The sequence below is a fragment of the Streptomyces sp. SudanB5_2050 genome, assembly GCF_964272335.1.
In the GTDB taxonomy this organism is placed as follows: domain Bacteria; phylum Actinomycetota; class Actinomycetes; order Streptomycetales; family Streptomycetaceae; genus Streptomyces; species Streptomyces rochei.
In genome coordinates, this window is the sequence record NZ_OZ186760.1 from 5,042,316 (window position 1) to 5,067,422 (window position 25,107).

The following is a 25,107-nucleotide window of genomic DNA, read 5'->3' on the forward strand; positions in this document are numbered from 1 at the left end:
ACGGCCGGGTACGACAACCCGGCCGGGTACGACACCCCTGACCGGGCTGGACCCGGCCGGGCACGACACCCCGGACCGGGCTGGATGCCGACCCGCCCGCCGACCGTGCCCCACTGGCCCCCGCCGGCCCCTCACGCCCCCATCGTGCGCCTGCCGGGTGCCTGTGCCGCCAGGACCACCAGACCCACCGCCAGCCAGATCGCGCCCACCAGCTGGGCCGTGCCCGACGCCTCCACGATCACGGCGACGGTGATCGCCGCGCCGAGCACGGGCACCACGGCGTGCCGCCACCAGCTCACCGGGCCCCCGGCGCGCCGGACCACGAACCAGCCGACCACGCTCGCGTGCAGCAGCGTGAAGGCGGTGAGCGCGCCGACGTCGACCACCGAGACCAGGTGGTCGAGCCCGTCGTCCCGGCGCGCCGCCCACACCGCCGCCACCATCGTGATCACGGCGGACACCAGCAGCGCCACGCGCGGCACCCCGGCGTCGGTGCGCGACAGCACCCCCGGCAACCGCCGGTCGCGGCCCATCGCGAACAGCAGCCGCCCGGCCGCCGCCTGCCCGGCCAGCGCCGCGAACGCCGCGCCGATCGCCTTGCTCACCGCCACCAGATCGTGCAGCCACGTGCCCACCGACGCGTCCACGGCGTCGTAGAACGCCGACCCCTGCCGTTCCGGCTCCGCCGCCAGCTGGGCCGACGACACCGGCTCCAGCAGCGCCACCAGATACGTCTGCGCCACGAAGAGCACACCGGCCAGCGCCAGACAGAACAACAGCGCCCGCGCCACCTTCGCCGAGCCGCCGGTGACCTCCTCCGCGAAGGTCGCGATCGCGTCGAAGCCCAGGTACGACAGCACCGCCACCGACACCGCGCCCACCACCGCCGACAGCGCGAACGCCCCCTGCGAGCCGTCCCCGGACAGCGGCGACAGCCAGTCGCGCGCCGCCCCGTCCCGCGCCAGGACGACGATCGCCGCCACCACGAACACCAGCAGGACCACGATCTCCATGGCGAGCACCAGGAAGCCCACCCGCGCCGCCGCGCGGACCCCCCACAGGTTCAGCAGGGTGGTGACGACCACCGCCAGCGCCGTCCACACCCACCGCGACACCTCGGGGACCAGTGCCTCCATCGCGATGCCGGAGAAGAGATAGGCCACGGCCGGGATGAGGACGTAGTCCAGCATCGCCATCCACCCGGCGACGAAACCGGCCCCGTTCCCGAGACCGACGCGCGCGTACGCGAACACCGACCCCGCCTGGGGGACCACCCGCACCATCTGGGCGTAGCTGAATGCGGTGAACGCCATCGCGACCGTGGCGACGACGTAGACGAGCGCCACCGCGCCGTGCGACTTGGCGTCCAGCGTGCCGAAGACCCCGACCGGGGCCATCGGCGCGATGAACAGCAGACCGTAGACGACCAGGTCCCGAAAGCCCAGACTGCGCTTGAGCTGCTGCTCCGGGTGGTGTTCCCGGTGCCCATGGTCGTCGCCACCGGCCCCCTGGGCCGCCGTACCGGTCTCGGACATCGTGCCTCCGCCAGCGCCTCGGACTCCGCCTCGGAACGTTCCCGTCCACGTCCCCGTCAGTCTCTCCGGCGAACCCGCACCCACGCGATCTCTGACCCGCCGAACGCGGCCTTACGATGGGTGCCATGACTGCTTCGCCTGGCCGCCGTGTCCTGCTCGCCGCCCCCCGTGGCTACTGCGCGGGTGTGGACCGCGCCGTGATCGCCGTCGAGAAAGCCCTGGAGCAGTACGGGGCTCCGGTGTACGTCCGCCACGAGATCGTCCACAACAAGTACGTCGTCCAGACCCTGGAGAAGAAGGGCGCCATCTTCGTCGAGCAGACGGAGGAGGTCCCCCCGGGCAACATCGTCATGTTCTCCGCCCACGGCGTCGCCCCCGTCGTCCACGAGGAGGCCGCGCGCGGGCAGCTCGCCACCATCGACGCCACCTGCCCGCTCGTCACCAAGGTGCACAAGGAAGCCGTCCGCTTCGCCAACGACGACTACGACATCCTCCTGATCGGCCACGAGGGCCACGAGGAGGTCATCGGCACCTCCGGCGAGGCCCCCGACCACATCCAGCTCGTCGACGGCCCGGAGGACGTGGCGAAGGTCGAGGTCCGCGACCCGTCCAAGGTCGTCTGGCTCTCCCAGACCACCCTCTCCGTCGACGAGACCATGGAGACCGTCGACGCCCTCAAGGACAAGTTCCCGCAGCTCATCTCCCCGCCGAGCGACGACATCTGCTACGCCACGCAGAACCGCCAGCTCGCGGTCAAGCAGATGGGCGCCGAGGCCGAGCTGGTCATCGTGGTCGGCTCCCGCAACTCCTCCAACTCCAAGCGCCTCGTCGAGGTCGCCAAGCAGGCGGGCTCCCGCGCCGCGTACCTGGTGGACTTCGCCGACGAGATCGAGGAGGCGTGGCTGGAGGGCGTGACCACGGTCGGCGTCACCTCCGGCGCCTCGGTCCCGGACGTGCTGGTCGAGCAGGTCCTGGAGTGGCTGTCGCAGCGCGGCTTCGAGGACGTGGAGATCGTCAAGGCCGCCGAGGAGTCGATCACCTTCTCGCTGCCCAAGGAACTCCGCCGCGACCTGCGCGAGGAGGCGGCGGCCCTGGTGGCGGAGCGGGGCGGTTCCGGTACGACCGGTTCCGGTTCCGTGGCGTGACCGGCGGTCGCACGTCGTAACGTGGTGCCCATGCAGATCTTCGGCGTGGACATCGGCGGATCCGGGATCAAGGGCGCCCCTGTGGACCTCGACAGGGGCGACCTGGCCCAGGAGCGCTGCAAGGTACTGACTCCGCACCCGGCGACCCCCGACGGTGTGGCCGACGGGGTCAAGCAGGTCGTCGAGCACTTCGGCTGGACCGGACCGGTGGGGCTGACCTTCCCGGGCGTGGTGACGGACGGCGCCACGGTCCGCACCGCGGCCAACGTCGACAAGAGCTGGGTGGACACCGACGCGCGGGCCCTGTTCGGCGAGCGCCTGGGCGGGCTCGACGTGACGGTGGTCAACGACGCGGACGCGGCGGGCGTCGCCGAGATGCACTTCGGCGCCGGCCGGGGCCGCAAGGGCACGGTCATCCTGCTCACCTTCGGCACCGGCATCGGCAGCGCCGTGTTCTCCGACGGCGTCCTCGTCCCCAACAGTGAGCTGGGCCATCTGGAGCTGGACGGCCACGACGCCGAGAAGCGCGCCTCCAGCAAGGCCAAGGACGACCACGACCTGTCCTGGGAGCACTGGGCCCACCGCGTCCAGAAGTACCTCGCCCACGTCGAGATGCTGTTCTCGCCCCAGCTGTTCATCATCGGCGGCGGGGTGAGCCGCAAGTCCCACAAGTTCCTGCACCACATCGAGGGCATCAAGGCGGAGATCGTCCCCGCCCAGCTGCAGAACAACGCGGGCATCGTGGGCGCGGCGATGCGCGCGGCGGAGGGAGCGGGCGGGCCCGCCTCGGGCTGACCCGACCGCCGACCGCCGACTGCCGACCGTCGAGGCGCCGGGGCGCCGGGGCCCGCCGTCCGGAGCCGAACCCGGCCGTCACCGGTCCCGGGCCGGCCGTCACCGGTCCCGGAGCCGGCCGTCACGGTCCGGGAGCCGATCCGGCCGTCACGGCCCGGGAGCCGCCCTCCCCGGGACCACACCCTCCGCCTAGGCAGACGTACGGCTCCGGGCGGCACCGGTGGGACCGGCCGCACCGGCGGCCCGACGCCGGCGCAGCATCCGCACCCGGCGCACGAGCACCGTCGTCCCGGCGACCAGGGTGCCGCCGTAGAGCCAGCCGGCCTCGGTGGCCAGGGCGGTCACCAGCCCCATCAGCCGCCCGCCCACCCCCTCGCCGCTCTCGGCCACGGTCAGCAGCCCCACGGCGAAGGCGATCGGCACGACCACCGGCGCGGTCAGCAGGTCGCCCCGGCGCACCCAGAGCGCGGTGAGCAGGCACACCGGCAGGAACAGCACTCCGTACACGGTGAGGGAGGCGCCGAACAGCATCTGGTCGAGGAAGCCCAGTACCAGCATCACCGCCGCGCAGAACAGACCGCCGCCCAGCCCGGTCAGCCGCGGGTTGGGCATCCCGCGCAGGGCCCGCACCGCCCGCGCCACGGGGGGAACGGGCCTGGTCGCCGGCCGTGCCGCCGGTGCGCGTGCCGTGGCCGGACGCGCGGCCGCCGCTCTGCGCGACCCGCCGCCCGCCACCGGGCCCCGCCCCTGCGGGGGCAGCGGCGCCCGCCCTCGTCGCGGTCCGTACTGCGCAGGTCGCGTCCTGTGTTGCTCCACTGGACCAACTTAGGTCGGTTTATGTGCCGAATAGCCCGACAGACACGCCGTGGGGGAGAGCTTGGCCAGGCGTCGACAGGGCGCACCGGCCGTATCGGCCACCCCGTAGACTGGTGGATCGGCCCGCCTGGCCCACCCCTCCGCATCCTCACGTACGGGAAGTCGCAACGTGTCGCTCACGATCGGAATCGTCGGTCTGCCGAATGTCGGCAAGTCGACCCTGTTCAACGCCCTGACCAAGAACGACGTGCTCGCGGCCAACTACCCGTTCGCCACGATCGAGCCCAACGTCGGCGTGGTCGGTGTCCCCGACCCCCGCCTGGCGAAGCTGGCCGAGATCTTCTCCTCCGAGAAGGTCCTCCCTGCCACCGTCGACTTCGTCGACATCGCCGGCATCGTGCGCGGCGCGAGCGAGGGCGAGGGTCTGGGCAACAAGTTCCTGGCCAACATCCGCGAGTCCGACGCGATCTGCCAGGTCATTCGTGCCTTCAAGGACGAGAACGTCGTCCACGTCGACGGCAAGGTCTCGCCCAAGGACGACATCGAGACGATCAACACCGAGCTGATCCTCGCCGACCTCCAGACCATCGAGAAGGTCCTCCCGCGCCTCCAGAAGGAGTCGCGGATCAAGAAGGACGTGGCTCCCAAGGTCAAGGCCGTCGAGGAGGCCAAGGAGATCCTGGAGAAGGGCGACACCCTCTTCTCCCAGGGCATCCTCCAGGGCACCGAGCGCGCGGAACTCCTCCACGACCTCCACCTCCTCACGACGAAGCCCTTCCTCTACGTCTTCAACGTCGACGAGGACGAGCTGACCGACGACGCCTTCAAGGACGAGCAGCGCGCCCTGGTCGCCCCCGCCGAGGCGATCTTCCTCAACGCCAAGCTGGAGGCGGACCTCGCCGAGCTGGACGAGGACGAGGCCCTGGAGCTCCTCCAGTCCGTCGGCCAGGACGAGCCCGGCCTCGCCACCCTCGCCCACGTCGGCTTCCGCACCCTCGGTCTGCAGACCTACCTGACGGCCGGCCCCAAGGAATCCCGCGCCTGGACCATCAAGAAGGGCGCCACCGCCCCCGAGGCCGCCGGTGTCATCCACACCGACTTCCAGAAGGGCTTCATCAAGGCCGAGGTCATCTCCTTCGACGACCTGGTCGAGACCGGCTCGGTCGCCGAGGCCCGCGCCAAGGGCAAGGCGCGCATGGAGGGCAAGGACTACGTGATGCAGGACGGGGACGTGGTGGAGTTCCGCTTCAACGTGTAGCCGCTGACATGTCACCATGCCGCTGATCTGGCAAACATGCAGGTCAAAGAGGGTCCGACTCTTCGGGGTCGGGCCCTTGGCTTTCGCTGCCCGAAGGGACCGCGGAGGCGATCCGTGCCCGGGTGGGCCAGCGGGAGTTCTCCGCGTTCATCGCCGAGGCGGTCGATCGTGAGCTGCGCGGGCAGGTCCTGGACGAGTACCTGGCGGACTACGAGAGCCGCAAAGGACCGGTCTCGACGTAATCGGCTCCTGTCAAGGCATCGCCGACGGTTGAGAGCGAGCTCGGCTGCTAGCTCCTGGAAAGCCTGTCGCGAGCTGTCAACCGCGTGCTGGCAGCGTTCGGCCGAGCGGTGTGGCGGCGAAGCGGTCTCAGACCTTGACCACCTCCACGGAAGGGCCGCACAGGAGCGTCAGATCCTCGGGGTCGGAGGTGAGGACGGTGACCGGTCGGGGCGCCTTGCGGGCGATGGCGGCGAGAGCGGCATCGATGGCGTACTTGTGGCCGTGAAGGTGATGGGTGCGAAGGAGGACGGCGGCCCGGTCGGTGATCTCCTTGGTGACGTCGTGGACGTCGATGCGGGAGAGGACCCATGTGATGCGGGCCGGGTGAATGCGCTCGTAGTCGGCCTCAAGCGTGGTCATGGCGCTGGTGGCGACTCGGATGCCCTCCTCCGACGCCGCCTGGACCAGGGCCACGACGGTGCGGTCCTTGCGGCAGAGCTTCGAGAGTCCTTCGCTGTCGAGCAGGAGGGTGCCGGGCATCAGGCGGCGGCCCCGCCGGCCTGCCGGTGGTCGTGGCGCAGCAGCGCCCGGGCGGCCTCGACCTCCTCGCGGGTGAGAGCTTCGTTGTCGGTCTCGAAGTCGGCGACGATCTCCCGGAGCTTGTCCATGGCGACCCTCTGTTCGAGGGCTTCGGCGACGTAGGCGGAGAAACCGCCGGGCCCGACATGGGCGCGTACGGCCTCGGCGAGATCCTCGGGCAGGCTGATCGAGTACTTCCTACTACCGCTCATGGTGCCGATCCTACCAACGGTGGTAAGTCTGGGCTGCGAAAGGCTGACCCTTGGCTCGGTAGGTCCGCAGGAAGCTGCGAACGCTGCCGGACACCGAGCTGGCACGTCGGAACAGGCACGTCTGGGTCGGGCTATGCGGACTCCAGCAGCTCCCGGAGTCGGGACAGGTCGGCGGTGACCATGGCGGCGTCCCGCTCGAAGTCGGCGTCGCTCTGTCCGGGCCGGCGCCGCAGAGTGAACACGACTTCGCACCCCGTGCCGTCGCCGATCACCCGGAGCGGGTTGTGGACGGTCTCACCGGAGGGCAGTGTGACGTCGTGGTCGAGGACGCCCAGGTCGTTTCGCGGCGTGAAGGCCACCGCGACCCTTCCCAGCGGGGAGTCTTCCGCGACCCATCGACCGTCGATCTTCCTGATCGAGCGTCCCAGACCGTGGGCCCACGCCGGCATGTTGGCGGGGTCGGAGGCGAAGGCGTAAACATCGTCGGCCGTGCGGTCGATGCGGACGCCGATGTGGCGTGACGGGGTGCCGGTGCTGTCCATGGCGGTGATGGTAGGGGGTCGTAGGTGCCGGTTTCTTGAAGGAAACGGACGTGGGACTGAACCGTGGGTCAGCAAGGGGCAGCGTGCGGTGCTCTGCTCAAACGGTGTGGGTGTCCGCGCATCCGTGCAGGGCCCTTGTGCAATTCCTCTGGAAGCCTCAATCTTTCGGCTGACGCACCAAAGCCGCCCCTAGTTGTCATGGGCATGACCCACCCGTGTCTGTCCACGTCCCGACGGGCGGCCTGCTCGGCGTGCACGAACCCCACCATGCACCACCCCCACCGAGGAGGACCCCTCACATGGCAGTGCTGCGTCACGACCCCCACCGCACCACCCGGCGAAGACTGGCCGCCGTCGGCGCCGTGGCCACCGCGGCCCTCACCGCGAGCCTCGTCTCCGCGCTCCCCGCGGGCGCCGCCCCGGCCGCGGCCGAGGGCCGCATCCAGTACCAGGACGCCGCGAACGCGGTCGCCGGCAGCTACATCGTGACCCTGAAGTCCGACGAGGCGAGGTCCGGCACCGCCGAGGGCCGCGCCGTGGCGAAGAAGTACGGCGCCGACATCGAGCGCACGTACACCAAGGCCCTCAACGGCTACGCGGTCGAGGCGTCCGAGGCGGAGGCGAAGCGTCTCGCCGCCGACCCGGCCGTCGCCTCCGTCGTGCAGAACCGCACCTTCCACGTCACCGGCACCCAGCCCAACCCGCCGTCCTGGGGCCTGGACCGCATCGACCAGCGGAACCGTCCGCTGGACAGCTCGTACACCTACCCGGCCGGCGCGGGACAGGGCGTGACGGCGTACGTCATCGACACCGGCGTCCGCATCACCCACAGCGACTTCGGCGGCCGTGCCTCCAACGGCTACGACGCCATCGACAACGACAACACCGCCCAGGACGGCCACGGCCACGGCACCCACGTCGCGGGCACCGTGGCGGGCAGCGCGTACGGCGTCGCCAAGCAGGCCAAGGTCGTCGGCGTCCGGGTCCTCGACAACTCGGGTTCCGGCACCACCGCCCAGGTCGTCGCCGGCATCGACTGGGTCGCCCGCAACGCCGTGAAGCCCGCCGTCGCCAACATGTCCCTGGGCGGCGGCGCCGACAGCGCCCTGGACACGGCCGTCCGCAACGCCATCGCCTCCGGCGTCACCTTCGTCGTCGCGGCCGGCAACGAGTCCACCAACGCCTCCACCAAGTCCCCGGCCCGGGTGACGGAGGCGATCACGGTCGGCGCCACGACCTCGAGCGACGCCCGCGCGAGCTACTCCAACTACGGCTCGGTCCTGGACATCTTCGCGCCCGGTTCCTCCATCACCTCGGCGTGGAACAGCGGCGACTCGGCCACCAACACCATCTCCGGTACGTCCATGGCGAGCCCGCACGTCGCCGGGGCCGCCGCCCTGCACCTGGCCGACAACCCCTCGGCCACCCCCGCGCAGGTCGCCTCCGCGCTGACGTCCGCCGCCACCAGCGGCGTCGTCTCCAACCCCGGCACCGGCTCGCCCAACCGGCTGCTGTACGTCGGGGACGGCGGCACCACGCCCCCGCCGACCGGCGACCGCTTCGAGAACACCGGTGACTACACCATCCGGGACAACGCCACCGTCGAATCCCCGGTGACCGTCTCCGGCGTCTCGGGCAACGCCCCCTCGGCGCTCTCCGTCGAGGTGAAGATCGTCCACAGCTACATCGGTGACCTCCAGGTCCAGCTGGTCGCCCCGGACGGCACGGCGTACACGCTCAAGTCGTACGGCACCGGAGGCAGCGCCGACGGCATCGACACCACGTACACCGTCGACGCCTCCTCGGAGACCGCCAACGGCACCTGGAAACTGCGGGTCAGCGACAACGCCTCGTGGGACACCGGGCGGATCGACGCCTGGGCCCTGCAGTTCTGACGCCCGGTCGGCCTGATCAGTCGTAGGAACCGATGACCTCGTCCTCGCGGAACGGCTCCGGGTCGGTGACCCAGCCCGCCGCGAGGGCGAGGCGCGTGTGCCGGTGGACGGCGAGGAAGCCGAAGGGACGGTCGAAGACGGCCCGGACGGTGGTGCGCAGCCACCGCAGCTCGGGCATCCCGACCCCCGCCGCGCCCATCGCCGTCACCGCGGCGGCCTCGAACCCCAGGGCCCCGAACCGGGCCAGCGCGGACTGCCGGGCCGACTCGACGCACAGCGGGTGCGAGCTGACGCCGGGGAAGTGACCGGGCACCGGAAGCCGCGCCGTCGCCAGTCCGAACAGCTCCGGGCGTTCCAGCAGGTCGTGCTCGGAGGTGACCGCGTACGCCGGCAGTCTCACCTCCAGCACCGGCGGCTCGGGCCGCATCGTGGGCTCCCGTACGACCTCGACCCCCGGGCCCGCCTCCCCGTACGGCAGGTGCGAACCCGGCGTCACCGGGTGCCGGCGTGCGAGGACGCCGATCCCCGCACCGAGGACCTGTCCGGGCGTCATGGCCTCCTCGCCGAGCAGCAGATGGACGTCGACGGCGGTGTCGCCCAGTACCTTCAGCTCGGTGACGTGGCCGTGCGGCGTGTCCGCCACGCCGATGCGGTCGAGCAGCGCGCTGTGGCGCCACAGGCCCGCCAGGTCACGCCCCTCCCAGGGGCCGGTCTCCGGGATGAGCCAACTCTCCTCGAAGGGTTTCAGCCACCGGGTGCGCAGCGCCAGCGCGCTCGCCAGCACCATCCCGGTGTCCCGCGTCGCCCGCACCGGCATGCGTTCGATCAGCCCGCCCGTGCGTTTCGCCGCCCAGGCGTCCAGTGCCGCCCCGTCGGCCTGCACGTCGCCCGTGAGCACGCCGTGCGCGTCGGCGGGCAGGCCGGCCTCCCACGGCTCGCGCAGTTCCAGGGTGCGCTGGGTCCACAGTCCCAGGGCGCTCTCCAGGCCGCGCACCGAGCCGAGACCGGTGAGCAGTTCGCGGGCCGCCGGGGCCGCCCGGCCGGCGGGCACGCCCACCGCCTCCTCCAGCTCCGACCGGGCCGTGCCCGCCGCGCCGTCGGCGAGCAGGGCCAGCAGGGGCCACACGCCCACCGCCGAGAACACCGTGCCCCCGTCGGCGGCGGCCGCCCAGCGTGCCGTGAGCCCGTTCACCGCCTGGACCGTCGCGTGCGCGACCCGCATGCCGTCCCCGCCCTCCGCGCGCTTACCATGCGCTCAGTGATCGGCCGGCCACCCGAGGGAAGGCCCGCCCCAGCCCCGCGGCGCCTCCGCGTCACCGCCCGAAACAGGAGCACGGTACACGTGTCCATACCGCCGCCGCCCGGCCCCCAGGAGCCCCCTGCCCAGGGGCCGTACCCGCAGCCGTACGCCCAGCAGCCGTACCCCCAGGGGCCGTTCCCGGTGCCGCAGCAACCGTACCCGGGCGGGGCCTGGGGGCAGCCCTACGGGGCGTACCCGCGGCGGCCTCCCGTCAACGGACTCGCCGTCGCCGCCTTCGTGCTGGGCGTCCTGTGCTGCGTGCCCGCGGTCGGACTGGTGCTGGGCCTGGTCGCCCTGGCCCGGATCAGGAAGCGCGGCGAGCGGGGCAAGGGCCTTGCGGTGGCCGGATCGGTCCTGTCCTCCGTGGGACTGGTCCTGTGGGCGGTGACGCTCTCCACGGGGGCCGCTGGCGAGTTCTGGGGCGGCTTCCGCGACGCCGCGCGGGGCGAGGGCACCGCCTACGCCCTCGAGAAGGGCGAGTGCTTCACCACCCCCAGCGGCTCCCTGCAAGGGGTGACGTACGACGTCGACCAGGTGTCGTGCGCGCGGGAGCACGACGGCGAGGTGTTCGCCGTGTTCGACCTGCCGGGCGGGGCCTTCCCCGGCGACGACGGGATCACCCGGGTCGCGGACGAGCGGTGCTACGCGCTCCAGGACTCCTACGCGATGGACCGCTGGGCCCTGCCGGGCGACGTGGACGTGTACTACCTGACTCCGACCTCGCAGAGCTGGCGCGCCGGGGACCGGGAGGTCACCTGCCTCTTCGGCAACACGGACGAGCGGGGCACGCTGACCGGGTCCCTGCGCACCGACGGCACGACGCTCGACCCCGACCAGCACACCTACCTGGCGGCGGAACTCCAGCTCTACCTGGCCATGGACGAGATGCCCGTGGAGCGGACCGCCGAGGAGGACCTCGCGGCACACACCTTCTGGGCGACGCGGGTCTCCGCGGCGCTCGACCGACAGACCGGGATGCTGCGCGGGCACTCCTGGCCCGCCGACGCGCAGCGCCCGGTCGCCGCCCTGGTCGCCGACCTGGAGACGGCGCGCGAGGAGTTCGGCCTCGCGTCCCGGGCGACCGACGCCGACGCCTACTACGAGCACTCCGACAAGGCCATCGCGCTCATCGACGCCGACACCGCGGTCGGGGCCCGCGACGCCCTCGGCCTGGACACCACGCCGCCGGTCTACGAGGAGACCGGTGAGGAGGGGGGAGGCGCCGAGCCGGGCAAGGAGGTGTGAGGGCGGCCATAGCGGGGAGAAAGTGCCTGCGTAAAGCCCCCCGACGCCTCAAGTCATCACTTCGAGTGATTCTCTGGCCTTTGCTTGCCTGGCACAACCTACGGTTGCCACGCTGTTGCTGTCTGTACAACCTGATGGGAGCGGCCAGTGACATTCGGTGAGCAGCCGGCGTATCTCCGCGTCGCGGGCGATCTCCGCAAGAAGATCACCGACGGACTGCTGCCGCCCCACACCCGTCTGCCGTCCCAGGCGCGCATCCGCGAGGAGTACGGCGTCTCGGACACCGTCGCCCTGGAGGCGCGCAAGGTGCTGATGGCCGAGGGGCTGGTCGAGGGCCGCTCGGGGTCCGGGACCTATGTGCGCGAGCGTCCCGTGCCCCGGCGCGTCGCCCGCTCCGGCTTCCGGCCGGCCGGGGGTGCCACCCCCTTCCGGCAGGAGCAGGCGGACGGCGAGACGCGCGGTACCTGGGAATCGCGCAGCGAGCAGGCCGAGGCGAGCGTCGCGGTGGCCGAGCGGCTCGGGATCAAGCCCGGCGACCGGGTGATGTGCACCCGGTACGTCTTCCGGGAGGGCGGCGAGGCCATGATGCTCTCCACCTCCTGGGAGCCCCTGGACCTCACCGGCCGCACGCCGGTGATGCTGCCCGAGGAGGGGCCGCTCGGCGGCATGGGAGTCGTCGAGCGGATGGCCGCCATCGACGTCGTCGTGGACAACGTGACGGAGGAGGTCGGCGCCCGTCCCGGCCTCGCGGAGGAGTTGCTGGCGCTGGGCGGCGTCCCCGGTCACGTGGTGCTGGTCATCCAGCGCACCTTCTACGCCTCGGGCCGGGCCGTCGAGACGGCCGACGTGGTGATCCCCGCCGACCGCTACCGGGTGGCGTACCACCTGCCCGTGAAGTAAAGCCCTACCGCCTGCCCGTGAAGCAGAGCCGCCCGAGCGGCGGCGGCGCCGGGGGAGTGGGGGCTCTCCCGGTGGTGTGAGATGGCGCACGCCTCCCGTGCGCCCCCCGCGCCCCCTTTCCCCGGACCTACGGGCGTGCGCGCCCTCGTCGGCGCCCGCCCGGGCGCCGCGATCCGGTCGTTCCCGCAGGTCGCCCCGCGGGCCCCGGCATGCCCTCGACCGGGGTGCCGGGGTGCGCGGACGGCGCGTTCCGCATCGTGCGCCCCCTGCGTTCTGGCCGGATGGGTACCTCTTTGTGTAAAGCCGTATTCGCTGCGTGAAGGTGAGGCGTAAGCTCGGGCATATGCGGATTGCGGTTTCCTTAGCGGGCGGGGCGCGGCGGGTGCCGTGGACGGGAAGTGGAGGGGCGCGATGAACGACGGCACGGTCACTCTCCCCTGGCTGGTCTTCCGGCAGGACGACAACGGCAATCGCTACCGCGTGGGCAGGTACGCGACCCGGGCCGAGGCCCAGAGGATCGCGGACACCCTCGACGGTCGCGGTCACCAACAGCTCTACTGGGTCGAGAAGCTCGGGGCGAACGGCACGGGCGCGGCGGACTGACCGCGCGAGCGGACTGACCGCGTGGACGGACCGACCGGGCGGACGGGCCGATCCGTCCGGACGGGCCGATCCGTCCGGACGGGCCGCGTCGGCCGGACGAGCCGCGTCGGCCGGACGGGCCGTAGGCTCCCCCGCATGACGGAACGGATCGTGGTGGGCGCCGCCCTGGTCGACGGCGGGCGCCTGCTCGCCGCGCGCCGCAGCGCGCCGGCGGAGCTGGCCGGACGCTGGGAGCTGCCCGGCGGCAAGGTGGAGACGGGCGAGGCGCCCGAGGCGGCCCTGGTGCGCGAGCTGCGCGAGGAGCTGGGCGTGTCCGCGCGGCTCGGTGAGCGGGTCCCGGGGCAGTGGCCCCTGCGGGCCCCCTTCGTCCTTCAGGTGTGGACCGCGCGCCTGCTCCCCGGCTCCGCGGCCCCCGCACCCCTGGAGGACCACGACGCACTGCGCTGGCTCGCCCCCGCCGAGATCTGGGACGTGCCGTGGCTCGACCAGGACGTACCGGCCGTCGAGCGAGCCGTCGCCCACCTGGGCATGGGCGCGAAGGGCGCGCACGGCGTCTGAGATCCGCACGGCGCCGGCGCCGTGTGCGCCGCGGGTGCAACCGTGCGCCGTCCTTGACGGTACCGGCGCCGGGGAACCGGGTATGTGCCCATTAACCCCACGAAACCGGACATGGGTGGGGGTTGTCGGCCGGGGAAGTGATCGGCGTGATCGACAGCGAAGGCGGCTGTGCCGAGTGGGTCTTCCCCGCGGCGCCGGAGGCGGTGCGGACCGCCCGCTCCGCCGTCCGCGGCACCCTCCGGGGCTGGGGCCTCGACGACGTCGGCGACATCGCCGCCCTCCTCGTCAGCGAGCTGGTCACCAACGCGCTGCGGCACGCCACCGGGCCCATCGGCGTCCGCGTGGTGCGCCGGCGTCCCGCAGGGGCGGACGGTGTGCTGCTGGTGGAGGTCTCCGACCCGCTTCCGGACCCGCCCCGCGCCCGCGTCGCCCGGCCCGGCGACGAGGACGGCCGCGGACTCCAGCTGGTGGCCTCCTCCGCACGCCGCTGGGGGACCCGGCCCGGAGCGGCGGGCAAGACGGTCTGGTTCGAACTCGCCGTGCCCGAGTGACCGAACCACCGGGTGACGCTCCGTTTTCGGCCCACCGACCGGTTCAGGCCAGTGGCAGTTGTCGAACCGCGTGATTCGATGCCGTGTCCGCTGGTTAGAAGACTGGAAGTGTTGTCACGGTCCGGACCGAAAATCATCGGGACCGTGCTGTGATCGTGAACACCGTGTTGTGCGGCGCCGTAGTGCTGGATACTGCGGGCAGCCGCCTCCGGTGACCGGTGCCGGACGCGGTGAGCTGGAGGGGACGGTTCGCGTGAGCGAGATACCAGCGAGGGCCACGGGGTCCGAGGGCCCGTCGGACGGCGCGCCGTTCGGTGACGCGGTGTGGCAGAGCAGCCCGCCCGGCTCCATCTACGACTACATCAAGGTCGCGTCCTTCTCCATCGGCCCCGACGGTCTCGTCGACCAGTGGAGCCTGCGCGCCGAGCAACTGCTCGGCATCCGGGCCGAACAGGCCGTCGGCACCGACCCCATCGAAGCCTTCATCGACCCCGACCTGCGGGAGCGGGGCCAGCGCAAGATGGCCGAGATCCTCGACGGGCGGGAGTGGACCGGCGTGGTGCCCTTCCGGGTGCCCGACGACGGCGCCGGGCGCGACGGCCGGCGCGGACGCGGGCAGCGCGGGCTCGCCGAGGTGTACGTCATGCCGACGCGCACCGAGGACGGGGAGAAGGCCGCCGTCTGCATCGTCGTCGACGTCCGGGTGCTGCGCAGCATCGAGACCGACCTCGCCGCCTCACAGGCCATATTCGGACAGTCTCCGTTCGGCTTCCTGCTGATCGACCCGGACCTCAGGGTGCGCCGCGCCAACGAACGGTTCGCCTCCGTCTTCGGCGGCACACCGGACGACCACCGCGGCAAGGGCGTCCACGACTATCTGCCGCGGGCCGAGGCCGACCGGGTCTCCGCGACCCTGCGCCGGGTGCTGGAGACCGGCGACTCCATCACCGACATGCACGTCACCGGCTTCACGCCGGGCACCGAGGACCGCCGCCACTGGTCCGTCAACCTCTACCGTGTGCACAGCGGTTCCGGCCGTCCCATCGGCGTCGCCTGGCTCGGCACCGACATCACCGCCCGCCGCGAGGCCGCCCGGGAGGCCGCCGCCGCCCGGCGCAACCTCGCCCTCCTCAACGAGGCCGGTGCCCGCATCGGCAACTCCCTCGACCTGGAGACCACCGCCCGCGAACTCCTCGACGTCGTCGTCCCCGGCTTCTGCGACCTGGCCACCGTCGACCTCTACCAGGGCCTGCTGGTGGGCGACGAGACCCCGCCCGGCCTCGCGGACGGCAGCGCCGAGCTGCGCCGCGTCGCCTTCTCCAGCGCCGTCTCCGACGCGCCCTTCCACGGCACCGGCGAACGGGTCAAGCTCGGCGCCGTCCACCACTACCCGTTCAACTCGCCCTGCGCGGACGCCCTGCGCACCGCCCGCCCGCGCACCGTCCCCGCCGAGGACGGCGGCCTCGTGCAGTCCACCCTGGCCGTGCCGATGGTCGCCCACGACACCGTCGTCGGACTGGCCCAGTTCGCCCGCACCAAGGGCAGCGAACCCTTCGGCGACCGCGACCGCGACCTCGCCGTGGAACTGGCCGCGCGCGCCGCCGTCTGCATCGACAACGCCCGCCTCTACCGGCGCGAGCACGAGCGGGCGCTGATACTGCAACGGTCCCTGCTGCCGCCCGGCGACCCCGAGGCGTCCGGCCTCGACATCGCCTGCCGCTACCTGCCCGGCAACGCGGCGACCGGCCGGCCCAGCGAGGTCGGCGGCGACTGGTTCGACGTCATCGAACTGCCCGGCCACCGCACCGCGCTGGTCGTCGGCGACGTCATGGGCCGCGGCCTGCGCGCCGCCGTCGCCATGGGCGAACTGCGCACGGCCGTCCGCACCCTCGCCGGACTCGACCTCGAACCGGCCGAAGTCCTCTCCCAGCTCGACGAGATCGCCCGCGGCCTCGGCGCGCCGGGAGGCGTCCAGCAGGCCACCCGGGCCGCCCGCCGCCCCCGCGAGGCCGACCTCTCCGAGGTGTACCTCGCGACCTGCGTCTACGCTGTCTACGACTCGGTGACCCGGCGCTGCACCTTCGCCAACGCCGGCCACCTGCCGCCCGTCCTGGTCGAGCCCGGCGAGTCCGCGCTGATGCTGGACGTACCGCCGGGCCTGCCGCTCGGCGTCGGCGGGGAGCCCTTCGAGGAGGTGGAGGTCGAACTGCCCGAGGGCGCCCTGCTCGCCCTCTACACCGACGGCCTGGTCGAGAGCCGCGACCACCCCCTCGACGAGGGCCTCCAAGCCTTCGTCGGCGCGCTCACCGACCCCACGCGCCCCCTGGAGGACGTCTGCGACCAAGTCCTCAACACCCTCGACAGCCACCACGGCGAGGACGACATCGCCCTGCTGATGGCCCGCGTCCAGGGGCTGCCCAGCGACTCCGTCGGCGACTGGACCCTGCCCCGCGAGCCGCGCAGCGTCGGCCGGGCCCGCGAGCTGGCCCGCGCCAAGCTGCTCGACTGGGACATGGAACCCCTGGTCGACACCACGGAACTGCTGGTCAGTGAACTGGTCACCAACGCTCTCCGGTACGGCGAGGGTGAGATCAGGCTCCGTCTCCTCCTCGACCGCACCCTGGTCTGCGAGGTCTGGGACTCCGGCCTGGTCCAGCCCCGCCGGCGCCGCGCCCGCGACACCGACGAGGGCGGCCGCGGTCTGCAACTGGTCGGCCTGCTCAGCGCGGCCTGGGGCTCACGCCGTACGCCGCGCGGCAAGACGGTCTGGTTCGAGCTGCCCCTGCCCGGCGGCGACACCCAGCTCACCGACCCGGCGGAGGCGTTGCTGAGCCTGTTCTGACCCGGCCCGGAGTCGTACGGGTCCGGGCCCGCCGGGTGCGGCGCACACGGCTGCACCCGGCCAGCAGCAGGGCCGCCCCGGCCGTGACCAGGGGCGGCACCAGATCGGCGGAGATCACCGCCGCTCACCCCTGACCGCAACCGGAACACCGGTTCGAGTCGTCCCCGCTGGCAACACGCTCGGAGCGTATGCGCGGCAATCCGCCACCGCGACCGGAGCCGGGCCACAGGGAGGGGACACCGTGGAGGACACGGAACCGCGAAACACCGATCCGGGACCTGAGCCGGGACCTGAACCGAGGCCCGATCCGGGACCCGAACCGAAGCCCGATCCGGGACCTGAACCGAGGCCCGATCCGGGACCCGAACCGAGGCCCGATCCAGGACCCGAACCGAGACCCGCATCGGAATCCGACCCGAAGACCGACCCGAAGACCGACCCGGAGACCGCCCCGGATCCCGCCCCCGCAGCCGCCGACGGCGATCAGCCCCCACCGCGGCCGAAGAGGCGCCGCCTCCGTCGCACGCGCCGTCTCGTCCTGGCCGCCTTCCTCGTCCTGCTCCTCCCGCTCCTCACCGCCGAGACCGCCCTCCGCGTCAACTACATGGGCGACCCCGCCGACGGCACACACACCAGGAACCGCGACGCCATGTGGCTCGGCCACGCCTGGGTCGACGGCCGCAAGGACGACGCCGACCTCGCCGCCTTCGCCGCCCGGCTGAAGACCACCGGCATCCGCGACCTGTACGTCCACACCGGCCCGCTGGAACACGACGGCACCCTGCCGAAGGCCCGCTACCCCAAGGCCCGCTGGTTCATCGACGCCGTGCACCGCGAGCTGCCCGGCGTCCGCGTCCAGGCCTTCCTGGGCGACGTCCTCGTCACCGAGGCGGCCGAGGGCATGCGTCTGAACCAGGCCGGCACCCGCGCCGCCGTCGTCGACTCGGCCCGCCAGGTCCTCGACGCCGGTTACGACGGCGTCCACCTCGACCTGGAGCCCGTGCACTCGGACGACCGGGACTACCTCTCCCTCCTGGACGACCTGCGCGCCGTCACCCGCGCCGAGGAGGCGCGGCTGTCCGTGGCCGCCCACCAGATCGACCCGCTGCCGGCCCTGCACACCGTCTTCAATGTCTTCACCGAGAACCCCAAGTGGTGGTCGCAGGAGTTCTTCGGCCAGGTCGCCCGCCGCGTCGACCAGATCGCGGTGATGACGTACGACACCGCGCAGCCGCTGGAGGGCACCTACGGCGGCTACGTGGCCCAGCAGACGTCACTCGCCCTGGAGGTCACCCCGCCCACCACCCACCTGCTGATGGGCCTGCCCTTCTACCACGAGAGCAACTTCGACCACTGGGGTCACGCCGAGACCGTCGAAGCCGCCGTCCGCGGCGTCCGCCTGGGCCTGTCCCGGACGGACGCCGACCGGAGGCTCTTCGGCGTCGCCCCGTACATCGACTTCGCCGCCACGGAGACGAACTGGAAGGAGTACCAGGAGGGCTGGGTCGGCCGGGGCACGCCCTAGGACCGGCGCCGGATCCTCGACCCCAGCCACACCAGCGGGTCGTACTTGCGGTCCACGGCCCGTTCCTTCAGCGGGATCAGCGCGTTGTCGGTGATCCTGATGCCCTCGGGGCAGACTTCCGTACAGCACTTGGTGATGTTGCAGTAGCCGAGGCCGTGCTCGTCCTGGGCCGTGCGTCCGCGGTCCAGGCCGGTGTCCCCGGCCGCGTCCAGCGGGTGCATGTCCAGTTCGGCGACCCGCATCAGGAAACGCGGGCCCGCGAAGGCCGGCTTGTTCTCCTCGTGGTCCCGCACGACGTGGCAGGTGTCCTGGCACAGGAAGCACTCGATGCACTTGCGGAACTCCTGCGAGCGGTCGACGTCCTCCTGCATCATCCGGTACTCGCCCGGCCCCAGGTCGGCGGGCGGCACGAAGGCCGGGACCTCCCGGGCCTTGACGTAGTTGAAGCCGACGTCCGTCACCAGGTCCCGGATCACCGGGAAGGCCCGCAGCGGGGTGACGGTGATGGTCTCCTCGCGGGTGAAGACGGACATGCGGGTCATGCACAGCAGCCGCGGACGGCCGTTGACCTCGGCGGAGCACGAACCGCACTTGCCCGCCTTGCAGTTCCAGCGCACCGCGAGGTCGGGGGCCTGGGTGGCCTGGAGGCGGTGGATGATGTCGAGGACCACCTCGCCGTCGTTCACCTCGACGCGGAAGTCCTCCAGGCCGCCGCCCTCCACGTCGCCCCGCCACACCTTGAAGCGCGCCTCGTAGCCGCTCATCAGGACAGCTCCTCCTCGGCGAGGTACTTGACCAGCTCCTCCTTCTCGAAGAGGGCCAGCAGGTCGGGACGGATGGGTTCGGTCCGCTCGCGGGTGAGGGCGATCTGGCCGCGCACCGGGTCGGTGGCGGCGAGCCCGCCCGTGGGATCGGTGAGGGAGCACAGCAGGTTGACGTTGCGCCAGGCGCGGTCCATCGCCGCGTGGTCCTCGCGGGTGTGACCGCCGCGCGACTCGGTGCGCTCCAGCGCGGCCCGCGCCACGCACTCGCTGACCAGCAGCATGTTGCGCAGGTCCAGGGCCAGGTGCCAGCCCGGATTGAACTGGCGGTGCCCCTCCACCCCGGCCCGGCGGGCCCGCAGCCGCAGCTCCGCCAGCTTCTCCAGGGCCTGCTTCATCTCCGGCTCGCGGCGGATGATGCCGACCAGGTCGTTCATCGTCTGCTGGAGCTCCTGGTGGAGGGTGTACGGGTTCTCCGGCGGGCCGACGCCGGACTCCCCGGCCGACGCCGCCTCCGCCTCCGCCTCCGCCGAGAAGGGGCGCAGCGCCTCCGCCGCCGCCGCGTCGACCTGGGCGTCCGTCACCCGGGGGCGCGTGCCGTCACCCCGCCCGGCCGCGTGCTCGGCGGCGTACCGGCCGGCCCGGCGTCCGAAGACCAGCAGGTCGGACAGGGAATTGCCGCCGAGCCGGTTGGAGCCGTGCATGCCGCCGGCCACCTCACCGGCCGCGAACAGGCCCGGCACCCCGCGCGCGGCGGCCGTGTCGGAGTCGACCGCGATGCCGCCCATCACGTAGTGGCAGGTCGGCCCGACCTCCATCGGCTCGGCCGTGATGTCGACGTCGGCCAGCTCCTTGAACTGGTGGTACATGGACGGCAGCCGGCGCCTGATCACCTCGGCGGGCATCCGCGTCGACACGTCCAGGAAGACCCCACCGTGCGGGGAGCCCCGGCCCTCCTTCACCTCGGCGTTGATCGCGCGGGCCACCTCGTCGCGGGGGAGGAGTTCGGGAGGCCGCCGGTTGCGGTCGGGGTCGTCGTACCAGCGGTCGGCCTCCTCCTCCGTCACCGCGTACTTGTCCTTGAAGACGTCCGGGACGTAGTCGAACATGAACCGCTTGCCGTCCGCGTTCCTCAGCACCCCGCCGTCGCCGCGCACCGACTCGGTGACGAGGATGCCCTTCACCGAGGGCGGCCAGACCATGCCCGTCGGGTGGAACTGCACGAACTCCATGTTCAGCAGCGGCGCCCCGGCCAGCAGCGCCAGCGCGTGGCCGTCGCCGGTGTACTCCCACGAGTTCGACGTCACCTTGAACGACTTGCCGATGCCGCCGGTGGCGATCACCACGGCGGGCGCCTCGAGGACGAAGAAGCGGCCCGACTCGCGCTCGTAGCCGAAGACGCCGCAGACCTCACGGCCCTCCTTGAGGACGCGGGTGACCGTGCACTCCTGGAAGACCTTCAGGCGGGACTCGTAGTCGCCGGTCTCCCGGAAGTCCTCCTGCTGGAGCGCGACGACCTTCTGCTGAAGGGTGCGGATCAGCTCCAGCCCGGTGCGGTCGCCGACGTGGGCCAGGCGCGGGTACTCGTGGCCGCCGAAGTTGCGCTGCGAGATCCGGCCGTCCTCCGTGCGGTCGAACAGCGCGCCCCAGGTCTCCAGCTCCCACACCCGCTGCGGGGCCTCCTGGGCGTGCAGTTCGGCCATCCGCCACTGGTTGAGGAACTTTCCGCCGCGCATGGTGTCGCGGAAGTGGACCTGCCAGTCGTCACCGGAGTTGGCGTTGCCCATCGCGGCCGCGATGCCGCCCTCGGCCATCACGGTGTGCGCCTTGCCGAACAGCGACTTGCAGACCACGGCCGTACGGGCGCCCCGCTCGCGCGCCTCGATCGCGGCGCGCAGCCCGGCGCCGCCCGCGCCCACCACGACGACGTCCCACTCCTGCCGGTCGACCACGGACATCAGAACAACCTCGGATCGTCGAAGGCACCGGACGCGACCAGGTACACGTAGAAGTCGGCGAGCGCCACGCTCACCAGGGACGCCCAGGCGAGCTGCATGTGGCGGGCGTTGAGCTTCCCGACCCACCGCCACATCCGGTAGCGCACGGGGTGCCGGGAGAAGTGCTTGAGCTTGCCGCCGACGATGTGCCGGCAGGAGTGGCAGGAGAGGGTGTACGCCCAGATCAGCACGATGTTGGCGAGGAAGACCAGGGTGCCGAGCCCCATGTGGCCCCAGGCGTAGTGCTCGTCGCGGAAGGCGAGCACGGTGTCGTAGGTGAGGATCAGCGCGACCACGAGGGCGGCGTAGAAGAAGTACCGGTGGACGTTCTGCAGGACGAGCGGGAAGCGGGTCTCGCCGGTGTACTTCTTGTGCGGCTCGGCCACCGCGCAGGCCGGCGGGGACGCCCAGAAGCCCCGGTAGTACGCCTTGCGGTAGTAGTAGCAGGTCAGGCGGAAGCCGAGCGGGAAGATCAGGATGAGGATCGCGGGGGAGAGGCCCCACCAGCCGCCGACGATCTCCCAGTTGGGCCCGGAGCGCATCGGCGCGCAGTTCTCCGCGAGACAGGGGGAGTAGAAGGGCGAGACGTAGGGAGCCGCGTAGTAGTCCGCGTTCGCGAAGGCCCGCCAGGTCGAGTAGACGACGAAGGCCAGCAGGCCGGCGGCGGTGCCGGCCGGAGCCAGCCACCAGCGGTCGGTGCGCAGGTGCGGGGCGCGGATGGCGGCGCGCGTCGGAGTGTGGACGCCGCCGCCCCGGGGACGGGGGTCGGTGGCTGGGTGTTCCGTACCAGTGGCCACGGGGCGACTCCGGTCGGTGGGGTCGGGTTCAGGGGGCGCGGCGGTCACGGGCGCCGAGGCCCTCGTCGTCCGAGTCCGTCCACAGTGAGCCGTCGTACGGCGTGTCGGGGATCGTGACGAGGTCCGGGCGCCTGGGCGCGTCCGGCGCGGCGGCCGCCGCCCGCAGCAGCGCGACGCTGTCGCGCAGATGGTCGGCGTCGGTACGGACCCGGCGGACCTCCAGGCCACCGCCGCCCAGCCGCTGCTCCAGCCGGGCCACCGACCGGGTCAGGTCGTCGAGGCTGCGTTGGATCGATGACAGGTCGTCGTGCACGGACATGACGTGACCTCGCTTCCGCCGGCCGCGGCGCGCGGAACGGCCTTGGTGGTGACGTTCATGCGCCTGCGAGTGTCGCGCGTCACACCTGCCGCTGGGAAGGGACGTGCAGCGATTGGCCGGGGCGCGTCGGTGCACCGCGGGTGGCGTTGCGCCGCACGAGTGGGCTTACGCACCGTCACCGCCGTGTCTCCCGGCGTGGCCGAACCGTTTCCTCTTCAGTGGCCGCATCCCGCCCGGATACAAATGATCAACTCCAAATACCGCCAAAAGCGACCACAACGCCCGCGGCCTTCCGGAGGTAGCAGAGATGTCCCACGTCGGCGTCGGACCCCGCGCGGTCATGCGCTCGGTCGCCTTCCTCACCGCGGGCGTGCTCGCGGTCCCCGCGCTGGCCGGCTGCAGCTCCGAGGATCCGTCGGGCAAGCCGCTCGCCGCGCAGGACGTCGCCGCCGCGGCCCGCGCCCGGGTCGCCGACGGCGGCACCCTGCGCTGGGCCGTGGACTCCGTACCGGACACCCTGAACGCGTTCCAGTCCGACGCCGACGCCACCACCGCCCGCGTCGCGCAGGCCGTGCTGCCCTCCCTGTACCGGATGGACGAGCGCGGCCGGCCGGTGCGCAACCCCGACTACCTGGAGTCGGCGAAGGTGGTGGAGACCGAACCCAAGCAGGTCGTGGTCTACAAGCTGAACCAGCAGGCCGTCTGGAGCGACGGCCGGGAGATCGGCGCCGCCGACTTCGCCGCCCAGTGGCGCGCCCTGTCCGGCAAGGACACCGCCTACTGGACCGCCCGCAACGCCGGCTACGACCGCATCGAGAAGATCGAACGCGGCGCGAACGACCTCGAGGTCAAGGTCACCTTCGACCGCCCCTACGCCGACTGGAAGTCGCTGTTCACGCCGCTGTACCCGAAGGAGGTCACGGGCACCCCGGACGCCTTCAACGACGGAGCCCGGCGCGGCATCGAGGTCACCGCGGGCCCCTTCACGGTCAAGAAGGTCGACACCAAGGCCGACGAGGTGGTCCTCACCGGCAACCCGCGCTGGTGGGGAGAGCCGGCCAAGCTGGACAAGATCGTCCTGCGTGCCGTGCCGCGCGACGAGCGGGTCTCCGAGCTGGTCGCCGGCGAGCTGGACCTGGCCGAGATCGACCCCGACACCGCCGAGCAGGTCGCCCGGGCGGCGGCCCCCCGGGACGCCGGCACCGGCACCCCGCTCATGGGCCCGGACGGCACCCCGGCCCCGGGCTCGGGCGCCTCCGCGCTCCCCGGCCCCCAGGGCGGGTCCGCCGCCCGGGCGCTGCGTTCCTGGGCCATCGCCAACGGCTCCGACGAGGAGGCGGCCGAGGAGGAGATCCTCGCCCGGGAGAAGCGGCGCAAGGCCGAGGCCAAGGCGGAACGCCGGCGCAAGGCCCTGAGCGGCTTCGAGGTCCGCAAGTCGCTGGAGCCCGCCTACACCCAGCTCGCCCTCAACGGCGCCGAAGGCCCCCTCGCCGACGAGCGCGTCCGCCGTGCCGTGGCCCGCGCCCTGGACCGGGAGAAGCTGGCCGAGGCGGTGCTGAAGCCGCTGGGCCTGCCGGCCGAGCCGGTGGGCAGCCACCTCGCGCTCTCCGGCCAGCCCGCCTACGCGGACGGCAGCGGCGCCCTCGGCGAGCAGGACGCCAAGGAGGCGCGGGCCCTCCTCGCGGACGCCGGGTGGGTGCCCGGCGGACCGGTGAAGAAGAGCGAGGACGGCGAGAAGGCGGCCGGCGCGGAGAAGTCCGAGGACGACGAGGACGGGAAGAAGTCCGACGGCGGCGACGAGGGGACGTACATCGTCGGCGAGGACGGCAAGGCCGGCAAGGACGGCGAGGACGGCAAGGACACCGACGGCAAGAACAAGGACGACGGTGAGGGCGGCCGGGAGGAGGGCGAGGACGCCGGCGGCACCGACCAGGAGAGCGGCGAGAAGCACAGCAGCGGCAAGAACACCGCGCAGGGCGGCGCCCCCGGCGCCTACGCCCCCAAGGGCACCGCGGCCCCGGCCGGCGCCGCGGCCGCCCCCGTCGCCAAGGACGGCAAGGCGCTCACCCTGCGCTTCGTCCTCCCCTCCGGCCCCGGCTCCCAGGCGCTGCGCACCGTCGCCGACCGGATCTCGGACATGCTGGAGAAGATCGGCATCGGCACCGAGATCACCAAGGTCCCCGACGAGAGCTACTTCAAGGACCACGTCGCCTCCGGCGAGTACGACCTGGCCCTCTATTCCTGGCCCGCCTCCGCCTTCCCCGCCACCGACGCCCGCCCCATCTACGCCAAGCCCGTCCCGGCCGCCGACGGCTCCCTGAACGTCGCGCAGAACTACACCCGGGTCGGCACCGACCAGGTCGACCAGCTCTTCGACCAGGCCATGGGCACCCTGGACGAGGGCAAGGCCCGGGACCTGCTGCGCAAGGCCGACTCCCGGATCTGGGCGGCGGCCGGCTCCGTCCCGCTCTACCAGCGCCCCCAGCTCGTGGCGGCCCGCGAGAACCTCGCCAACGCGGGCGCCTTCGGCTTCGAGACACCGGTCTACGAGGACATGGGCTTCCTGAAGAAGGGCGCCCGGGGCGCCGAGGCGTCGGCGAGCCCGGCCCGGTGACCCGGCGGCCGCGCCCGGTGCGCCCTCGCCCCGGCAAGCCGCAGCCCCCGGGGCCCCGTACCATGGGGTGAGGCCGTGGCATGTACCGCCCGGCAG

General features: G+C 72.4%; 22 protein-coding genes. 12 read left to right on the plus strand and 10 right to left on the minus strand.

What is annotated here, in order from left to right; translation table 11 throughout:
* Positions 1–131: 131 nt before the first annotated feature.
* On the minus strand, positions 132–1,535 hold the full coding sequence (locus tag ACFZP7_RS22635; RefSeq protein WP_127436638.1) for an APC family permease: 1,404 nt from the start codon (positions 1,533–1,535) through the stop codon (positions 132–134).
* Between the two features lie 116 nt (positions 1,536–1,651).
* On the opposite strand from ACFZP7_RS22635, the gene ACFZP7_RS22640 reads away from it, so the two are divergent.
* Complete coding sequence (locus ACFZP7_RS22640; RefSeq protein ID WP_125536363.1) at positions 1,652–2,680, plus strand: 4-hydroxy-3-methylbut-2-enyl diphosphate reductase; 1,029 nt, start codon at positions 1,652–1,654, stop codon at positions 2,678–2,680.
* Positions 2,681–2,710: 30 nt separating this feature from the next.
* On the plus strand, positions 2,711–3,475 hold the full coding sequence (gene ppgK, locus ACFZP7_RS22645; protein ID WP_019329213.1) for a polyphosphate--glucose phosphotransferase: 765 nt from the start codon (positions 2,711–2,713) through the stop codon (positions 3,473–3,475).
* 189 nt (positions 3,476–3,664) lie between these two features.
* Here the strand turns inward: ppgK and ACFZP7_RS22650 are convergent, their stop codons facing one another.
* Positions 3,665–4,291, minus strand: coding sequence for a DUF6542 domain-containing protein (locus ACFZP7_RS22650; RefSeq protein ID WP_385635426.1), 627 nt, complete (start codon positions 4,289–4,291; stop codon positions 3,665–3,667).
* 169 nt (positions 4,292–4,460) lie between these two features.
* Here ACFZP7_RS22650 and ychF point away from each other — a divergent pair, with 169 nt between their 5' ends.
* Positions 4,461–5,549 carry a redox-regulated ATPase YchF gene (gene ychF / locus ACFZP7_RS22655; protein WP_030969476.1) on the plus strand — a complete coding sequence of 363 codons (1,089 nt, stop codon included), beginning with the start codon at positions 4,461–4,463 and terminating at the stop codon, positions 5,547–5,549.
* A gap of 369 nt (positions 5,550–5,918) precedes the next feature.
* Here the strand turns inward: ychF and ACFZP7_RS22660 are convergent, their stop codons facing one another.
* The 3 genes from ACFZP7_RS22660 to ACFZP7_RS22670 form a co-directional block, all read right to left on the minus strand.
* Positions 5,919–6,311, minus strand: a complete 393-nt coding sequence (locus tag ACFZP7_RS22660; RefSeq protein WP_385635428.1) for a DNA-binding protein — start codon at positions 6,309–6,311, stop codon at positions 5,919–5,921.
* Positions 6,311–6,562, minus strand: a complete 252-nt coding sequence (locus ACFZP7_RS22665) for a hypothetical protein (RefSeq protein WP_018845686.1) — start codon at positions 6,560–6,562, stop codon at positions 6,311–6,313. Before ACFZP7_RS22665 ends, ACFZP7_RS22660 begins: the two co-directional genes overlap by 1 nt.
* 131 nt (positions 6,563–6,693) lie before the next feature.
* Positions 6,694–7,104 carry an SRPBCC family protein gene (locus tag ACFZP7_RS22670; protein ID WP_385635430.1) on the minus strand — a complete coding sequence of 137 codons (411 nt, stop codon included), beginning with the start codon at positions 7,102–7,104 and terminating at the stop codon, positions 6,694–6,696.
* A 299-nt stretch (positions 7,105–7,403) separates the two neighbouring features.
* Between ACFZP7_RS22670 and ACFZP7_RS22675 the strand changes: the two genes are divergently transcribed.
* Positions 7,404–8,999 (plus strand): S8 family serine peptidase, encoded by a 1,596-nt coding sequence (locus tag ACFZP7_RS22675; RefSeq protein ID WP_385635432.1) that lies wholly within the window; start codon positions 7,404–7,406, stop codon positions 8,997–8,999.
* A gap of 16 nt (positions 9,000–9,015) precedes the next feature.
* Here the strand turns inward: ACFZP7_RS22675 and ACFZP7_RS22680 are convergent, their stop codons facing one another.
* A complete protein-coding gene (locus ACFZP7_RS22680; protein ID WP_385635433.1) occupies positions 9,016–10,221 on the minus strand; it encodes a serpin family protein in 1,206 nt (401 codons plus the stop codon).
* A 120-nt stretch (positions 10,222–10,341) separates the two neighbouring features.
* Between ACFZP7_RS22680 and ACFZP7_RS22685 the strand changes: the two genes are divergently transcribed.
* The 7 genes from ACFZP7_RS22685 to ACFZP7_RS22715 all read left to right on the plus strand — a co-directional run bounded on the left by ACFZP7_RS22685 (position 10,342) and on the right by ACFZP7_RS22715 (position 18,523).
* Entirely contained in the window at positions 10,342–11,544 is a 1,203-nt protein-coding gene (locus tag ACFZP7_RS22685; protein ID WP_385635435.1) for a DUF4190 domain-containing protein, read from the plus strand.
* Positions 11,545–11,691: 147 nt separating this feature from the next.
* On the plus strand, positions 11,692–12,444 hold the full coding sequence (locus ACFZP7_RS22690; protein ID WP_019329223.1) for a GntR family transcriptional regulator: 753 nt from the start codon (positions 11,692–11,694) through the stop codon (positions 12,442–12,444).
* A gap of 411 nt (positions 12,445–12,855) precedes the next feature.
* Complete coding sequence (locus ACFZP7_RS22695) at positions 12,856–13,047, plus strand: SPOR domain-containing protein (RefSeq protein WP_019329224.1); 192 nt, start codon at positions 12,856–12,858, stop codon at positions 13,045–13,047.
* A 135-nt stretch (positions 13,048–13,182) separates the two neighbouring features.
* Entirely contained in the window at positions 13,183–13,605 is a 423-nt protein-coding gene (locus ACFZP7_RS22700) for a (deoxy)nucleoside triphosphate pyrophosphohydrolase (protein ID WP_046250245.1), read from the plus strand.
* 137 nt (positions 13,606–13,742) lie between these two features.
* Positions 13,743–14,156, plus strand: coding sequence for an ATP-binding protein (locus tag ACFZP7_RS22705; RefSeq protein WP_193448679.1), 414 nt, complete (start codon positions 13,743–13,745; stop codon positions 14,154–14,156).
* Between the two features lie 253 nt (positions 14,157–14,409).
* Positions 14,410–16,998 (plus strand): SpoIIE family protein phosphatase, encoded by a 2,589-nt coding sequence (locus tag ACFZP7_RS22710; RefSeq protein WP_109202657.1) that lies wholly within the window; start codon positions 14,410–14,412, stop codon positions 16,996–16,998.
* Positions 16,999–17,239: 241 nt separating this feature from the next.
* Positions 17,240–18,523, plus strand: coding sequence for a glycosyl hydrolase family 18 protein (locus ACFZP7_RS22715; protein WP_385635437.1), 1,284 nt, complete (start codon positions 17,240–17,242; stop codon positions 18,521–18,523).
* On the opposite strand, the gene ACFZP7_RS22720 is transcribed toward ACFZP7_RS22715, so the two are convergent.
* The 4 genes from ACFZP7_RS22720 to ACFZP7_RS22735 are packed head-to-tail and all read right to left on the minus strand — an operon-like array spanning position 18,520 to position 22,397.
* Complete coding sequence (locus ACFZP7_RS22720) at positions 18,520–19,287, minus strand: succinate dehydrogenase/fumarate reductase iron-sulfur subunit (protein WP_127438274.1); 768 nt, start codon at positions 19,285–19,287, stop codon at positions 18,520–18,522. The two genes, ACFZP7_RS22715 and ACFZP7_RS22720, sit on opposite strands and share 4 nt — an antisense overlap.
* Positions 19,287–21,242 (minus strand): fumarate reductase/succinate dehydrogenase flavoprotein subunit, encoded by a 1,956-nt coding sequence (locus tag ACFZP7_RS22725; protein ID WP_385635439.1) that lies wholly within the window; start codon positions 21,240–21,242, stop codon positions 19,287–19,289. The genes ACFZP7_RS22720 and ACFZP7_RS22725 overlap by 1 nt, the downstream gene beginning before the upstream one ends.
* Complete coding sequence (locus tag ACFZP7_RS22730; RefSeq protein ID WP_385635441.1) at positions 21,242–22,078, minus strand: hypothetical protein; 837 nt, start codon at positions 22,076–22,078, stop codon at positions 21,242–21,244. The genes ACFZP7_RS22725 and ACFZP7_RS22730 overlap by 1 nt, the downstream gene beginning before the upstream one ends.
* 28 nt (positions 22,079–22,106) lie before the next feature.
* Positions 22,107–22,397, minus strand: a complete 291-nt coding sequence (locus ACFZP7_RS22735; protein WP_019329232.1) for a hypothetical protein — start codon at positions 22,395–22,397, stop codon at positions 22,107–22,109.
* 307 nt (positions 22,398–22,704) lie between these two features.
* Between ACFZP7_RS22735 and ACFZP7_RS22740 the strand changes: the two genes are divergently transcribed.
* A complete protein-coding gene (locus tag ACFZP7_RS22740) occupies positions 22,705–25,011 on the plus strand; it encodes an ABC transporter substrate-binding protein (protein WP_385635443.1) in 2,307 nt (768 codons plus the stop codon).
* Positions 25,012–25,107 lie beyond the last annotated feature (96 nt).